The organism is Candidatus Aquiluna sp. UB-MaderosW2red, assembly GCF_900100865.1.
Taxonomy (GTDB): domain Bacteria; phylum Actinomycetota; class Actinomycetes; order Actinomycetales; family Microbacteriaceae; genus Aquiluna.
Genome location: NZ_LT627734.1, coordinates 227944 through 242152, shown reverse-complemented (window position 1 = coordinate 242152; position 14209 = coordinate 227944). Strand labels below are relative to the sequence as shown.

The 14209-nt window shown below is 50.7% G+C and carries 17 protein-coding genes; 8 read left to right on the top strand and 9 right to left on the bottom strand.

What is annotated here, in order from left to right; genetic code table 11:
* Window positions 1–18 precede the first annotated feature (18 nt).
* Together dnaN and dnaA are read right to left on the bottom strand one after the other, a co-directional pair.
* Window positions 19–1149: a DNA polymerase III subunit beta gene (gene dnaN, locus BLP47_RS01320; protein WP_091849646.1), complete on the bottom strand. Its 1131-nt coding sequence runs from the start codon at window positions 1147–1149 to the stop codon at window positions 19–21.
* A gap of 326 nt (window positions 1150–1475) precedes the next feature.
* Window positions 1476–2858, bottom strand: coding sequence for a chromosomal replication initiator protein DnaA (gene dnaA / locus BLP47_RS01315; RefSeq protein WP_091849644.1), 1383 nt, complete (start codon window positions 2856–2858; stop codon window positions 1476–1478).
* Window positions 2859–3170: 312 nt separating this feature from the next.
* Here dnaA and rpmH point away from each other — a divergent pair, with 312 nt between their 5' ends.
* The 8 genes from rpmH (at window position 3171) to BLP47_RS01270 (ending at window position 8027) form a co-directional block, all read left to right on the top strand.
* The gene (gene rpmH / locus BLP47_RS01310) at window positions 3171–3308 is read left to right on the top strand and encodes a 50S ribosomal protein L34 (protein ID WP_091849642.1); all 138 of its coding nucleotides are present in this window, start codon (window positions 3171–3173) and stop codon (window positions 3306–3308) included.
* Between the two features lie 13 nt (window positions 3309–3321).
* Window positions 3322–3645: a ribonuclease P protein component gene (rnpA, locus tag BLP47_RS01305; RefSeq protein ID WP_157671322.1), complete on the top strand. Its 324-nt coding sequence runs from the start codon at window positions 3322–3324 to the stop codon at window positions 3643–3645.
* On the top strand, window positions 3642–3950 hold the full coding sequence (yidD, locus tag BLP47_RS01300) for a membrane protein insertion efficiency factor YidD (protein WP_256381061.1): 309 nt from the start codon (window positions 3642–3644) through the stop codon (window positions 3948–3950). The genes rnpA and yidD overlap by 4 nt, the downstream gene beginning before the upstream one ends.
* Before the next feature lie 3 nt (window positions 3951–3953).
* Window positions 3954–4886: a membrane protein insertase YidC gene (gene yidC, locus BLP47_RS01295; RefSeq protein WP_091849638.1), complete on the top strand. Its 933-nt coding sequence runs from the start codon at window positions 3954–3956 to the stop codon at window positions 4884–4886.
* Window positions 4887–5354 (top strand): R3H domain-containing nucleic acid-binding protein, encoded by a 468-nt coding sequence (locus BLP47_RS01290; protein WP_091849636.1) that lies wholly within the window; start codon window positions 4887–4889, stop codon window positions 5352–5354.
* A gap of 30 nt (window positions 5355–5384) precedes the next feature.
* Entirely contained in the window at window positions 5385–6026 is a 642-nt protein-coding gene (rsmG, locus tag BLP47_RS01285) for a 16S rRNA (guanine(527)-N(7))-methyltransferase RsmG (RefSeq protein WP_091849634.1), read from the top strand.
* Between the two features lie 187 nt (window positions 6027–6213).
* On the top strand, window positions 6214–7095 hold the full coding sequence (locus BLP47_RS01275; protein ID WP_091852777.1) for a ParA family protein: 882 nt from the start codon (window positions 6214–6216) through the stop codon (window positions 7093–7095).
* The gene (locus tag BLP47_RS01270) at window positions 7092–8027 is read left to right on the top strand and encodes a ParB/RepB/Spo0J family partition protein (RefSeq protein ID WP_091849630.1); all 936 of its coding nucleotides are present in this window, start codon (window positions 7092–7094) and stop codon (window positions 8025–8027) included. The genes BLP47_RS01275 and BLP47_RS01270 overlap by 4 nt, the downstream gene beginning before the upstream one ends.
* Here BLP47_RS01270 and BLP47_RS01265 read toward each other — a convergent pair.
* The 7 genes from BLP47_RS01265 to BLP47_RS01235 all read right to left on the bottom strand — a co-directional run bounded on the left by BLP47_RS01265 (window position 8017) and on the right by BLP47_RS01235 (window position 14185).
* A complete protein-coding gene (locus BLP47_RS01265; RefSeq protein ID WP_091849628.1) occupies window positions 8017–8958 on the bottom strand; it encodes a D-alanine--D-alanine ligase in 942 nt (313 codons plus the stop codon). The two genes, BLP47_RS01270 and BLP47_RS01265, sit on opposite strands and share 11 nt — an antisense overlap.
* A 2-nt stretch (window positions 8959–8960) precedes the next feature.
* Complete coding sequence (locus BLP47_RS01260) at window positions 8961–10220, bottom strand: PLP-dependent aminotransferase family protein (protein ID WP_091849626.1); 1260 nt, start codon at window positions 10218–10220, stop codon at window positions 8961–8963.
* Window positions 10221–10287: 67 nt separating this feature from the next.
* Window positions 10288–10611, bottom strand: coding sequence for a thioredoxin (gene trxA / locus BLP47_RS01255; protein ID WP_091849624.1), 324 nt, complete (start codon window positions 10609–10611; stop codon window positions 10288–10290).
* A 15-nt stretch (window positions 10612–10626) separates the two neighbouring features.
* Entirely contained in the window at window positions 10627–11544 is a 918-nt protein-coding gene (gene trxB / locus BLP47_RS01250; protein ID WP_091849622.1) for a thioredoxin-disulfide reductase, read from the bottom strand.
* 85 nt (window positions 11545–11629) lie between these two features.
* Window positions 11630–13276, bottom strand: a complete 1647-nt coding sequence (murJ, locus tag BLP47_RS01245; RefSeq protein WP_091849620.1) for a murein biosynthesis integral membrane protein MurJ — start codon at window positions 13274–13276, stop codon at window positions 11630–11632.
* Complete coding sequence (locus tag BLP47_RS01240; RefSeq protein WP_091849618.1) at window positions 13269–13742, bottom strand: DUF6049 family protein; 474 nt, start codon at window positions 13740–13742, stop codon at window positions 13269–13271. The genes murJ and BLP47_RS01240 overlap by 8 nt, the downstream gene beginning before the upstream one ends.
* Window positions 13739–14185, bottom strand: a complete 447-nt coding sequence (locus tag BLP47_RS01235; RefSeq protein ID WP_091849616.1) for an NUDIX hydrolase — start codon at window positions 14183–14185, stop codon at window positions 13739–13741. The genes BLP47_RS01240 and BLP47_RS01235 overlap by 4 nt, the downstream gene beginning before the upstream one ends.
* Window positions 14186–14209 lie beyond the last annotated feature (24 nt).

Sequence of the window (14209 nt, the reverse complement as noted above, 5' to 3'; positions counted from 1 at the left end):
ACAGAATTCCAATTTCACTTATGAGACCAGGAGATTGGGTTGTAGTAAATACCTAAAGTCGGGCTTTTCGGTTTTAGAAGAAGCGGCAGAGATCAATACTGGTCCCGGTTTATTTGGGTTATTGGGATTTGTTGTGAAGGAAATTTTCACATTTGCATCAGAAATCCCACTCAGTGCATCGGATAAAAACTGAGGTCTTAGCGAGACCACAACTTCGTCTCCCGTAAGGGAGCAAGGTACCTGCTCGGTTGCTTCAGCAACATCCGAGCCAATCGATTCCAATACCAACTCTTTGTCAGTGAAGCTATATCGAAGGGGTTTTTCTCTATCTACTACCAGGGCAACCCTCTTGGTTGCGTCCAATAGGTCGTGGGTGGCTAAAACCGCGTGGTTTTCCACGTTATCGGGGAAGAGTCCGAGAACGGCAGGATATTTACCCTTAATGGTTGCACTCGAAACTGACTTATTGCCCGCTGAAAACCCAACTACCTCTTTATCGCCCTCTCCGAAGGCGATTTCTAGATCTCCCTGCGAAGCAAATGTCTTCGCTATTTCCTGAAGAACTCGAGCTGGAATAAGAAGATCTTTTTGAGTTGCTGATCCCTCCCAGGGTAAATGCTTCACAGCAACACGAAACCTGTCTGTAGCGACGAGAGTTAGTTCCTTGGAAGATGCCGAAACCATGACGGATGTGAGTACTGGGGTAACTTCTTCTCTAGATGCAGCAATCGCCACCTGGGCAACTGAATGGGCAAAATCAGAGGCAGAGACTTTTCCGGTTGGGCTTGGCATTGCTGGAATTTCTGGATAGTCAGACGTAGACATTGATGAAAGGGCAAACTTGCTCGCTCCTGACACAACTTGCAACCGAGCTTCTTGCATGGAGAGGGAAATCGAATCTCCAGGTAGCTTTGACACAATCTCGGACAACAATCTTGCCTGCACCAAAACTTTTCCCGGCAGGTCAATAGCTGCAGCGAAAACTACCTTTGCTGAGACTTCATAATCAAAAATTGAAAGTGTTACCTGGTTACCCTCTGCAACGATCATTACCCCCGAAAGCTGAGGAAGCTGGGGTTTGGGCGATACAAGCCTTACAACAAATGAAATTGCGTCACTGAATACTTCACGGTCTGCTTGAAATTTCATAAAATCTTTCCTCAATTGGGGTTTTATCTTGGCACACTGATCGAAAAGGGCAAAGGCGAAATGCGAATCGTAAATATCCCCTTCTATTTAAATCTAGATAATCACAATAATAAGCACTGTAGAAACTGTGGATAACTTGAATTTACCCATTGTTTCTATGGGAACTACACGGCTGTAACTTGTTTACACAGTTGTGGATAAGTCTGTGGATAAGTAGTCAGTCTGTGGATAAGAATCTGGCAGCGCACATAAATTGGAATTTTCTGAACAGAAATTTTCGGGTTATCCACAATATTCCCTGGGTTATCCACAGGAAAATTTGAAAACTATTTGTGGTCGTCTTTGATTTTTTGGATGATTTCGGACACCTGGTTGTAGATGTACCTTTTTTCTCTCATCTCCGAGCTAATCTTCTTAGTTGCATACATGACAGTCGTGTGGTCTCTGTTTCCAAATTGAGTCCCGATTTTTGGAAGCGACATGTTTGTAAGTTCCCTGCAAATGTGCATCGCAATTTGTCTTGCTAGCGCGACTGCTTGTTGCCTTCCGGAGCCAGTCAGTTCCTCTACGGATATTTTGTAATAGGAGGCTGTTGCAGAAATTATCGAAAGTGGAGAGATCTGGGTTCCAGGATCGGATGCATAAGAGTCTTTTAGAACTAGTTGGATTAGATCCATGTCGATCGGCTGGCGGTTGAGGTTGGCAAAAGCAGTGACCCTAATCAGTGTGCCCTCAAGTTCCCTTATGTTCGAGGAAATCCTCGAAGCCATGTACTCGATTACCTCACTGGGTATGACAATTCTCTCAGTAGAAGCTTTTTTCCTTAGGATCGCGACCCTAGTCTCGAACTCGGGGGCTTGAATGTCGGTGATCAAACCCCACTCGAACCTTGAGAGCATTCTTTCTTCGAAGCCATTTAATTGTTTGGGGCGAAGGTCAGACGTGATTACCACCTGCTTATTGTGATCGTGCAGGGTGTTGAACGTGTGGAAGAAGGCCTCTTGGGTTTGGTCTTTGCCTTGCAAAAATTGAATATCGTCTACCAGAAGAATGTCTATGTCTCGGTATGCGGCTTGAAACTCTGCATTTTTATTGGTTTGGATGGCATTAATAAAGTCGTTTGTGAATTCTTCGCTAGAAACATATCGGACCTTGGTCCTAGGTTTTAGGTGCATCGCGTAGTGACCAATGGCGTGCAGCAGATGAGTTTTTCCAAGACCGCTTGAGCCATAGATAAAAAGCGGGTTATAGGCTTCTGCAGGCGCCTCGGCCACCGCGAAGGATGCCGCGTGCGCAAAACGGTTGGACCCGCCCGTCACAAAATTATCGAAGCTGTATTTCGGATTCAGTCGGGAATCCTTGAAAGTTGTAAATGGACCCGTTGAGGGATCTCTATCCACCAGCACTTGAGGTTCTTGGAAGACTTCCATCTTCACCGGCGTCTGCAGTTCCTCGTTGGTAATCACAAGATAGCTAGACGGGCCCCCCAGCTCGGCTAGTTCCCCAAGCGCGTCCATAAGTAGTTCCCGAAGTCTTTGCTGGAGCATCAGGCGCGTTGTTTCGTTTGGAACCTCAATGTAAAGAGTGTCGTCCAAAACTCCTTTTGGTACCGCCAGCTCCAGGTGCCCCCGGAGGTGGGGGGTTACTCTGGGATCCGAAGCGATTTTGTCGACTAAGGAGCGCCAGTTGGCGGCCAGAGTCGGATCCATCGTTTCTCCCTAAAATAAAGTTATCCACAGATGTTTGCACATGTTTTGGGGTTGTGGATAAGTATTGTAAATTCTGTGCATAAGTCTTATAAATCGACCTATTTCCTCCTTAGCTCTCATCATGGTGAATATCTAGGTCTAAATGCAAATCCAATCGGCGTGTCGGTCGCAATATTTTCTCTGTTATGTGAGAAGAGATTTTTTATCCCTAATTTTCTTTCAAGTAGCTTGACTAGCTGAGCGGATATGGCGTAAATTACTGGAGTTGTCTTGGACACCTTTTGGTCCAATTGATTCAGGGAGATTTCTAACGTGAGTAAGCGCACTTTTCAACCGAATAACCGCCGCCGTGCGAAGAAGCACGGCTTCCGTGCCCGCATGCACACTAGAGCTGGCCGCGCCATTTTGGCAGCTCGCCGTCGTAAGGGCCGCTCAGAACTGAGCGCCTAGGTCAAATAACTTGTTGTCTCGAGGCTTCCGCCTCACCGGAGGCGATGAGATTCGCGAGGTTGTCAAACTCGGTTTGAGAACCTCAAATCAGCACTTGACTCTTCACTATATGATTTCGGAGCAGCCTAAATTCGCCATTGTCGTCTCCAGGGCCGTTGGTGGGGCAGTTCAAAGAAACCTACTCAAACGCCGAGCTCGATCTGCCATATTTGAAATAATGAGTGTTCAACCGGTAGGCCTGAACGCGGTGCTTCGGCTGAGGCCTGGGTCGGCAAAGGCCTCTTACGCAGAATTCCTAACCTCGATCTCCGCTCTAATCAAAAAGGCGACTCAGTGAAATACGCGGGTTTTATTTGGTTTTTGCCTAGGAACTTGCTAGCCGCTCTAATCGGCATGTATCGAAAATTTATATCGCCGCTCTACGGTGATGTGTGTCGCTATTATCCGAGTTGTTCGGGTTACGGGCTCCACTCGGTGCAGCAAAAAGGTGCGGTTATAGGCACTCTTCTCACCATCTGGAGGGTTATGCGGTGTAATCCGTGGTCAGCGGGCGGTGTCGATGAAGTGAAACCCGGACCTAACTACCTTTTGGTAAGCAAGCTAGGATTTGTGAGTCTCAACATGCAAGAAAGATCGAGGTAGGCATTGGATCTGTTATGGCCAATTAAATGGGTAATCGAGTTAATTCTCGTCACCTTCCACAACCTTTTTGTGGGAGTTGGTATTGCTTCTGCCTCTGGAATCTCATGGGTGTTGGCCATCGTCGGTCTTGTGCTAGTGGTCCGGGCCGCTCTAATACCAATTTTTGTGAAGCAGATTAAGAGCCAGCGCAACATGATGCTGGTCCAGCCAGAGCTTCAAAAACTTCAAAAGAAGTACAAAGGCAAAACCGACAGAGAGTCAAAAGAGCGTTTCGCAAAAGAGCAGATGGCACTTTATAAGCGCACGGGGTCGAACCCCCTGAGCTCCTGCTTGCCCCTTTTGCTTCAAATGCCCATCTTTTTTAGCCTATTTTCGGTATTGAATAATGCCCAGCGGGATCTTGCCGGTGTCGGGCTTATGACCAAGAATCTCGCGAACTCATTTTCTCAGGCTGAAATTTTTGGTGCCAAACTCTCGGCCACTTTTTTTGGTAGCGATGAACTAAATGTAAAAATTATTGCGGGAATCATGATCGTCCTGATGTCTGCATCGCAGTTCATCACTCAAAAGCAGATTATGGCCAAGAACCAGAATCCTGCCACCCAGAACAGCCAGTTCATGCAAACCCAGAAGATAATGCTTTACGCACTTCCGCTGGTCTTTTTGTTCTCGGGGCTGACCTTCCCGCTGGGTGTTATGACCTACTGGTTAGTTTCAAACTTCTGGACCATGGGTCAGCAGTTTGTAGTGATAAGAAACATGCCAACCCCTGGTTCTCCAGCCCATGACGCACGCCAGGATCGGCTGATCAAAAAGGGCAAGATAACTCGCGAAGAGCCCAAAGCACTTGAAGCGGCCGGCGAAGCAGAAGAAGAAAAGCCACCACAGCGAGTCCAACCAGTCTCCAAAAACCGAGCCAAGAAAAAGAAGAAGTAGATGACAACTGAGCAAGAACTAGAGCAAGAGGGCGAAATCGCCGCTGATTTCATTGAAGAGTTTCTGGATTCTGCAGACCTCGATGGTGACCTGGAGATTGAGTTTAGGCAGGAGCGCGTTTACCTGAGCGTTTCGAGCGAAGGAGATTCGAATCTGAGCAGAATCTCCGACCCCAACACGGTAGATGCGCTTCAAGAACTCACCAGAATTGCGGTCCAAACCAAAACTGGTCAAATGAGTCGACTAATTCTTGATGTTGGCGGGTCTAGGGCAAAAAAGACCGAACAACTCAAGCAGCTGGTAGACCGCACCATCGCAAAGCTTGAAGAGTCCGATAAGGAACAGCACCTCAAGCCAATGTCCTCCTACGATCGCAAGCTCGTGCACGATATGGTGTCCGAGGCGGGATTCATCTCGGAATCTGAGGGCGCTGGCAAGGAACGTCACATAGTCGTTCGAAAGGCCTAATGTTTCACGTGAAACATTAGGGGCCACAAAATGTCAGATGACGAGCAATTTGAGATTGAGCCAATCTTCGCCGCCGTCCTTTTTGAAGACCGAATCGATTTAGCCCGGGCTTATACGGAGCGCCTCGCTCAAGACTCTGACACTTTTGGCCTTTTGGGTCCTCGCGAGCTGGCCAAGATTTGGAGCCGGCACGTAATCAACGGCGCTCTGTTAGCCGAGCTCGTTCCGGAGGGCGCAACAGTCGCTGATGTAGGTTCTGGTGCGGGGCTGCCCGGTATTCCCATGGCCATAGCCAGTCCAAACTCTCACTTCACCCTTATTGAGCCCATGGAGCGCAGGGCCAACTGGCTAATCGATGTGGTTCGAGACTTGGGCCTGAGCAATATCGATGTGGTTCGGATGCGCGCTGAAGATGTGGAGAGGACGGATTTTGACATCGTCACCGCCAGAGCGGTAGCTGCTTTGGACAAGTTGCTAAAGCTTTTGACCCCACTCCTAAGGGGTTCTGAGCTCAAAACCGTCTTGGCCATGAAGGGCTCTAGGGCTTTGGTTGAAATTGAGGAAGCCACACCAGGACTCAAAAAACTTGGTTATGGCGAGCCAGAAATCATTACGCTTGGCCTTGGTAGAGCACCCGAAACCGCCACGGTAGTAAGACTTAGGTTGCAATGATTGGAGAAAATGTGACTGATCAATCAGCTGAAAACACGGCGCAGGTTTCGAAGAGTGTTTCACCCACCCTTGGGTTCCCGAATAATCGCCTAGAGCAAAGCCCTACTCCGACTGGGTGGCAGGGCTTAGATAGTAAAAATATCGTGAATGTTTCACGTGAAACATTGTCCGGAGCCAACGCTTGATGATGAATAACATGCCGAACACTCCGCTGTTGCGAGAGATGACCCAGACCATCGAGCGAGCTAAGCGTGTAGCTGAGACTGAGCTTTTTGCACCGGCCAAAACTAGGGTGATCACCATTTCAAACCAAAAGGGTGGCGTCGGTAAAACAACCAGCGCGGTGAACCTGGCATCTGCTTTGGCGAGAAAGGGTATGCGAGTCCTGGTAATCGATCTTGACCCACAGGGCAATGCCTCAACAGCACTGGGTGTTGAGCACCACAACTCGGTTCGGGGCAGCTTTGAAGTTTTGGTAGACGGTATCGAGATGGCGGAGGCGGTGGTTCAAAGCCCGGAGCACCAAAACCTCTTCTGCCTGCCTGCCACCATAAATCTTGCCGGCGCTGAGATCGAGATGGTTTCGTTTGATAATCGCGAGCAGGTTTTGAAGCTTAAGCTTCAAGAATATTTAGATTCGCAGAACCCAAGGTTGGACTTTGTTTTTATCGATTCGCCGCCAAGCCTTGGGCTTCTCACCATAAACGCGCTGTGTGCTGCCACCGAGGTGTTAGTTCCAATTCAATGCGAGTACTACGCGCTTGAGGGTGTAACCCAGCTGATGTCGAACATCGAGCGCGTGAAAAGAGCCCTGAACCCGACTCTTATGGTGGGGGGCATCTTGCTAACTATGTTTGATAATCGAACCAACCTGAGCACCGATGTGGCAGCTGAGGTCCGTAAATTTTTCCCAGCAGAAACCCTAAATGCCACAATCCCAAGATCGGTGCGGCTTTCGGAAGCACCGAGTTTTGGCCAAACTGCAATAAGTTATGACCCAAAGAACATCGGCTCTCTCGCCTATCAAGAGGCCGCAATCGAATTAGCGCAGCGAGGTAGCGAAGAATGAGTGAAAAAAAAGCGGAGCGTCGAGGTGGCTTGGGTCGAGGTATCGGCTCCCTGATCCCAGGCGGAGATCGTGACGCCGTAGACGTATTTTTTAGCTCCACTGTTGCATCTGCCGCACCAGCCTTGGTCGAAGTGCCGGGGGCCAGGCTAGCCCAGCTAGATCCCAAGACCATTTCTCCCAACCCTCAACAACCCCGGAGCATTTTTGAATCTGAGGCCTTTGCCGAGTTGGTGCACTCAATCAAAGAATTTGGTGTATTGCAGCCAATCGTGGTTCGACCCAAGGGTGATGCTTTCGAGCTAATCATGGGTGAGCGTCGGCTCAGGGCGTCAATCGAGGCCGGGCTCGCGACCATTCCGGCGGTTGTGCGCGACACAGCCGATGAGAACATGCTGCGAGACGCACTGCTGGAGAACTTGCACAGGGCGAACCTAAACCCGCTAGAAGAGGCTTCCGCTTATAAGCAACTTTTGGAAGACTTTGGGTCCACTCAGGAGCAACTAGCAGATCGACTTGGAAGATCAAGACCGCAGATCACAAACACATTGCGGCTTTTGAGGTTGCCACTTGATGTGCAATCCAAAGTAGCCGCCGGTGTTCTGAGCGCCGGTCATGCCAGGGCCTTGCTGGGAGCCCCCGATGAGGCGACGATGCGCCTCTTAGCCGACAGGACGGTCCGTGAGGGCATTTCGGTGCGCGGGCTAGAGGAACTAGTGGGAGGGGTAAAAATAATCCCTAAGCGGGGCAAAATCATCCCGGGCGGCCGCACCGACATGCTCAAGGAGATGGCAGAAGGCCTCTCGGAAACCCTGAACACGGTTGTGAAGATTCAGATTGGTCGCAAAAAGGGTCAGCTGGTGATTGAATTTGGCAACATTGCCGATCTTCGAAGGATTGTTGAAGATATCCAAAAAGGCGCAGCTAGGGACTAATAGCGCTTAGTGCTAGGGCCAAATAGGCATCCGAGAGCTTTTGCCCATCGGCGATTATGGCTTGTGGGAAAAGTGAAGTCTCGGTCATGCCCGGGGTGACATTGGCCTCTAGGAACCAAGGGGTTCCAGACTTATCAACTATAAAATCCACTCGACTAAGGTTTCTAAGTCCCAACGCTTCAAAGGCGGCAACGGCAGCCTCACCGGCTTTTTGTAACTCGAGTTGGCTGAGCCTTGCGGGAACGTAATAGTTGCTCTCCCCTGGGGTATACCGCTCACTATATCCAAACTCACCGCTTAGCGGCTCCACCTCAATCGCTGGAAGGGCTCTGGGTCCTTGCCCTAAATCAACCACGCTGATTGCAAGCTCCGTTCCCGCTACGAAACTTTCAATGAGGACCTCATCGCAGTAAACAAAAGCGTCCACCATTGCCTTGGCAAAATCCGAAGCTTTTGTTACCTTGGTCACTCCCTGGGCAGAACCACCCTGGGCCGGTTTGACTATTAGGGGAAACCTCAATTCGGTTGCCACCAGGGCCAAAACTGCCTCCGCGTTGAGCTCTCTAAAAGTCGATTTTGGCAGAGTAATTGATTGCGGGGTCTCGATTCCCCGTCTTTTGACCAACGTCTTCGCAATTGGCTTATTCCAAGCGAGTCGGGCTGATTCTGCGGAAGAGCCGATGAAGGGGATATTTGCTAGGTGCAAGAGGTCTTGCAGTGAGCCGTCTTCACCCACTGTCCCGTGCAGTGTTGACCAAACCAAATCTGGCCGATCCGCCATTAGGTGTCCGATTAGCTCGGCATCTGGCTCACGCAGTTCCACGCGGGCGCCCGCATCGATAAGGGCATCGGCGACCCGGCGACCAGATTTCATCGAAACGTCACGCTCGTGGGAGATGCCTCCGGCAAGCACTAAAACATGAGGAACCATAGTTAGTCCTTTGAACTGAAGGTATCGAGCAGATCCAACTGCAAGTTCACAACATTCGAGAGTCTTTTGATGCCAACTTTAACATTCTCGGCGCTCGGGTGGCTGAAGCAGACCCTGATATTGTTTGCTCCCCGGCCGTCCCCATAAAAGGCCGTGCCCGGGGTGTACGCAACAAGCTCATTCACCGCCAATGGAAGCATTTCTTTGCTGTTTAGCCCTTCGGGCAGCGTGAGCCACAAAAAGAATCCACCGGCTGGCACCGTGGTTTCTATGCGAGGCAAATACTGCGTTAATGCTTCTAGCGCTGCATCGCGCTTGGTTTTATAAAGCTGGCGAAAAGTTTCAATTTGCCCCTGCCAGTCCGAAATCGAAAGATACTCGCTCACTAACATCTGGGCGAAGCTGGCGGGTGACAGAATGGCCGACTCATTTGCTAGCACTAGCTTTTCCCGAATCGCTGGCGGGGCTAGCACGTAGCCAACCCTGAGTCCCGGCGACAAGATTTTCGAGAAGCTCCCTAGGTAAACCACATTTTCACTATCAAGCGATGCGATGGCGGCCGGGGGTTTTTGGTCAAAGTACAAAAGTCCGTAGGGATTATCTTCCACAATCAAAATCCCGCGCTCTTTGCAGATTTCCAGCACTCTGGCTCGGCGTTCAGCAGAAAGTGTTACTCCGGATGGGTTGGCAAAGTTTGGCACCACATAGAGCAGCTTGATTTTTTTACCCTCGGCCCTGAGCCGATCGGCGGCTTCGACCAAAGCCTCCGGCGAAATTCCTTGCTCATCGGTAAAAACATGCTCAATGTGGGCTTCTTTATGCCGGAATATTCCCACTGCACCAACATAGGAGGGGGCTTCAACTAGAACTACGTCACCAGCATCTAGGAAAAGGTCTGCTACTAGCTCTAAACCGTGCTGAGAGCCCGTTGTGATAGTTATGTCCTCCACTGAACCATGAACCCCGTCCAAGGCCATAATCTCCTGGATTTGCTCGCGAAGCCGAAGATCACCCTGCCCCCCGCCATACTGCAGGGCATAGTTCTTTTTGGAAGCCATCATTGAGAGGAAGGCTTTTTCGATGAGGTCACTGTCTAGCGCCGACACATCCGGCATCCCGCCGGCAAGAGAAACTACCTCTGGTCTGGAAACGACAGCAAAGAGTGCCCTCACCTCGGAAACTGAAAGATTTGCCGCTCGAGATGCGTAGGCATGTTTCCATGCATCGAAGTTAGTAACACTTCCCGAACGCGTCTGTGGCATTTGCAATCTCCAAGTTTTTTCGTAAGTTTACTTGGCTGAAGGGACTAGAGCCCAATGTTGCAGGGCTTTAGCCCAGAAATTCACTGAGTTCTGAAATAATTGCCGCTTTGGGCCTTGCACCGACAAGCTGCTTCACCAATTTACCCTCGTGGAAGACCCCAAGTAATGGAATTCCGGTGACTTTATATTCCATGGCAAGATCTGGTTCTTCGTCAACGTTTACTTTGACTACCTTGATTTTTGTCAGATACTCGCCTGCGATTTCATCCAAGATGGGAGAGACCATCTTGCATGGGCCACACCACGGTGCCCAAAAATCTACGATTACTGGTCGGTTTGATTCCAAGACCTCTGCCTTGAAGGTTGCGCTGGTTGCGTCTACTGCTGACATTTGAGGCTCCTTTAATTAGTTTGAGAGGTAGTGCTCGGCATCCAAGGCGGCAACGCAGCCGGAACCGGCTGCGGTGATGGCTTGGCGATAGGTCGGGTCAATCACGTCGCCGGCGGCAAAGACACCGGGCAGTGAAGTTTTCGAGGTGCGACCCTCAACCTTGATGAAGCGATCTTCAGAGAGTTCTAGCTGGTTTTCAATCAGGCCAACCCGTGGATCGCTTCCGATGGCAATAAATAACCCGTCGATAGCTAAGTCGGTCTTGGCGCCGGTCTCGGTGTTTTCCAAAACCACTCCGTTCAGAGAACCCTCACCCTTGAGCTCTGAGATTGCCGAGTTCCAAATAACTTCGATTTTTGGGTTGTTGAAGGCTTTTTCTTGCATGATCTTGGAGGCTCGAAAGCTATCACGACGGTGAATCATGTAGACCTTGGAGGCAAACTTTGTGAGAAAGGTGGCTTCTTCGATGGCTGAGTCGCCACCACCAACAACTGCGATCGTCTTATCCCTAAAGAAGAAGCCATCGCAAGTGGCACACCAGGAAACCCCGTGCCCGCTGAGCTCCTTTTCCTTCGGCAATCCAAGCTCACGGTAGGCGGCCCCGGTTGAAATAATGACCGCCTTGGCCTGGTGGGTCTCGCCATTGCCGGTCTTTACTATTTTGATGTCACCGGTTAGATCTACTTCAATTACGTCGTCAAAGAGAATTTCAGTGCCGAAGCGCTCCGCTTGGGCTTGGAAGGCCGCCATTAGGTCTGGCCCCAATAATCCATTGGGAAAACCGGGGTAGTTATCCACATCCGTGGTCTTCATTAGCTCGCCACCAGGCTCAACGCTCGAGGCGATCATGAGGGGCTTCAGCAGCGCTCGGCTTGCGTATATGGCTGCGGTGTAGCCGGCCGGGCCGGAACCGATAATGATGACTTCGCGCATTATTAAATCCAATCTTCAAAGGGTTCAAACATAGATGCTCATCTATGAATTCCCAAGCTTTTTCTCTGGGGCGGTGTTTTTGTGTTTAGCCCCGCTTTAACCTACTTCTCAACTGCGCTTGTAGCTCACGCAATTCAGAAACTCGGAATACCCACAGCAAAACTAAATAGCTCAGCAGCGTGACTCCTGAAACCAGGGCGCTGGAGGCAACAGAACTTAAAACCGAGTCCAGCGCGAAGGACCTTGCGCCCGCTCCACCAATCCACTGAAGGGTCAAATACCCCAACCCCGCTGCTGGAATCATGGCAAGCACAAAACCACCCAGTGCCTTGCCAACACCGAGGCCGGCTAGGCCACCGATTCGTTTTTTCAAAAGCGCATAGGCGATCACGCCTTGGATAACTATTGTTCCCGCGGTCAATAGCGATATCGACACGACCAGCCACTCTTTCTCGACCAAGCTTCCGAGGGTCAAAGAGCCCGCAATGTGGATGGAAATTTGAATAGAAGTGAAAATGAAGGGCGTTCTCGTGTCTTCCAGGGCAAAAAACGCCCGCTGCATCATGTAAACAAAACTAAATGGCACCAGCCCAATCATCAAAGCCATAATCACATTGCCAAGCGCAACCGTGGCTGGGTACTCTCCCACAAACACCCTTGCTACCGGGTAGGCCACCAAGATCAGGATTGCCGATGAAATAACGCTCACCAAAGCAATGACCCTTAGACCGGTGGTCAAATCCTTCTTAAATTCTTCCAGGCGTCCAGCGGCGGCATGCTGAGACATTCGAGTGAAGTAGGCCGTTGCAATAGAGACGGTCACCACCGAGTGCGGCAACATAAAAATCAACCAGGCTATTGCCGCAGCTGCGACCGATGCCACTGCGGGAGCCCCCGGAGACCTTCCGGCTACCGCTGTGGAAGCCACCATCGTCTGAACCACGCCGCCGATTTGAGTAACCAAGACCATCGCTAGCGACCAAGATGCTGCCTTCATGGCTGGGCCCAAGCCAAAACCGCGCCACTTAAAATTCAGCCGCAGGGTCAGCCCAATTCGCTTCCAGAAAAACAGCAAAATCAAAGCTTGAGCGGCTACTCCCACCGTAGCGCTGCCTGCCAAGAGTGAAATTCTGTCGGCACCCCACAGTTGAGCCATCCGCTGGCCCGTTGGATCGGCCCCAAAGATCAATATGAAGGCCACGAGGCCGGCTATTGAAACCAGGTTATTAAGAACCGGTGCCCACATAAATGGACCAAAGGCGCTTCTCGAGTTGAGCACTTCGCCAAGAATGGAATACAAGCCATAAAAAAATAACTGCGGCAAACACCAGTAGGCGAAGGCAGTTGCCAGTGCTAGTTGATCTTGGGTCCAACCCGAGGTGTAGAGCTGAACCAAAAGCGGTGCTGCGAGGGTGAAGATAACCGTTACTGCAAAGAAAACCGTGATTGCCAGGGTCACAAAGCGATCAACGTACCCCTTGCCACCATCGGCCTGGGATCGGGCCCTGACTAGCTGTGGCACCAAAACAGCGTTCAAAACTCCACCGACGATAATCGCGTAAACGTTATTCGGAAGCTGGTTAGCTACTCCGAAGGCATCTGCGGCATCGGTTGTTACACCGATCGCAGCAGCCAACAGGACCGCTCTTAGAAAGCCGAGAATTCGCGACACAATGGTGCCAGAGGCCATCACCAGGGAGCTTCGGGTCACCGAGGGGTTCAGATCACTCATTCTTTGCTCTTCGAAGCTTCACAATCGTGCGGATTGCACCCACCGAAATCAGGGCGACAATCCCCACCCCCAGGGTCACAAGCAAAAATAGTTCGATGTCGTAATTTACATTTACGTTCAAGAGCTGAGATTGCCCGACTCGAAGCCCGGATTGCTCAAGCCAGATTGTGATTTCAACCGGACCATTGGCGATTGCTCGAACGCTCAGCTCCGCCAACTGGGAGCTGTTGGCGGCAACGGTAAATGACTGGCCCTCCACCACTTCCAAGCGAAACGAACCGGAACGCCCCTGGAGGGTGAGCTCCAGGTCTTGGTCTGTTGGATTTTCAATGGTTACCGGGATTCTGCCGTCTCTAGCCACCAGGTTGATGGTTGAACCCGGCACAATTTGAGGCGCAGCATCCTCGGCCTGGGCTGCTGGCCCAAGCACCAAGAGCGTGGCCAATAATGCGATGATTCGCCTCAACCCAGAATCTCCCAGGCCAGAGTCACCATCTTTTTCTCATTTTCATGAGCCAAAACATCGTGCAATTCATGCATTGCAAACCACTTGACCGCCAGCACCTCGCCGGTGGGATCGCCTTGGTGGTTTAGGTCCCCTCCCACCTGCTTCATCAAATAGTGGTGAACGGTTTTGCGAATTCTTTTTGGTCCCAAACGAAACGAGTATTTGATTTCACCGATCTTGGAAATCACCTCGGCCTCCAAGCCGGTTTCTTCGTAAACCTCACGCACGGCGGTTTCAGCTGTTTTTTCACCGCGCTCAATATGTCCCTTGGGAAGACACCAGTCTGCACCGCCGCCCCTATTTCTGTGGGAAATCAGGGCTACCAAGTTCGAATCGTGGCCCGAAATAACCAATCCGCCAGCTGACACCTCGGTCACTGTAAAGGGGCGGACGATTTTCATTCCACAACTCTATAAGGGCTACCA

Excerpts from the sequence above, each read along its gene's own strand:
- BLP47_RS01265 (WP_091849628.1), bottom strand. The coding sequence starts at position 8,958 with ATGGTTCCTCATGTTTTAGTGCTTGCCGGAGGCATCTCCCACGAGCGT.
- dnaN (WP_091849646.1), bottom strand. The coding sequence starts at position 1,149 with ATGAAATTTCAAGCAGACCGTGAAGTATTCAGTGACGCAATTTCATTT.
- BLP47_RS01290 (WP_091849636.1), top strand. The coding sequence starts at position 4,887 with ATGACAACTGAGCAAGAACTAGAGCAAGAGGGCGAAATCGCCGCTGAT.
- murJ (WP_091849620.1), bottom strand. The coding sequence starts at position 13,276 with ATGAGTGATCTGAACCCCTCGGTGACCCGAAGCTCCCTGGTGATGGCC.
- BLP47_RS01235 (WP_091849616.1), bottom strand. The coding sequence starts at position 14,185 with ATGAAAATCGTCCGCCCCTTTACAGTGACCGAGGTGTCAGCTGGCGGA.
- BLP47_RS01260 (WP_091849626.1), bottom strand. The coding sequence starts at position 10,220 with ATGCCACAGACGCGTTCGGGAAGTGTTACTAACTTCGATGCATGGAAA.
- trxA (WP_091849624.1), bottom strand. The coding sequence starts at position 10,611 with ATGTCAGCAGTAGACGCAACCAGCGCAACCTTCAAGGCAGAGGTCTTG.
- BLP47_RS01270 (WP_091849630.1), top strand. The coding sequence starts at position 7,092 with ATGAGTGAAAAAAAAGCGGAGCGTCGAGGTGGCTTGGGTCGAGGTATC.
- BLP47_RS01275 (WP_091852777.1), top strand. The coding sequence starts at position 6,214 with ATGAATAACATGCCGAACACTCCGCTGTTGCGAGAGATGACCCAGACC.
- trxB (WP_091849622.1), bottom strand. The coding sequence starts at position 11,544 with ATGCGCGAAGTCATCATTATCGGTTCCGGCCCGGCCGGCTACACCGCA.
- dnaA (WP_091849644.1), bottom strand. The coding sequence starts at position 2,858 with ATGGATCCGACTCTGGCCGCCAACTGGCGCTCCTTAGTCGACAAAATC.
- rsmG (WP_091849634.1), top strand. The coding sequence starts at position 5,385 with ATGTCAGATGACGAGCAATTTGAGATTGAGCCAATCTTCGCCGCCGTC.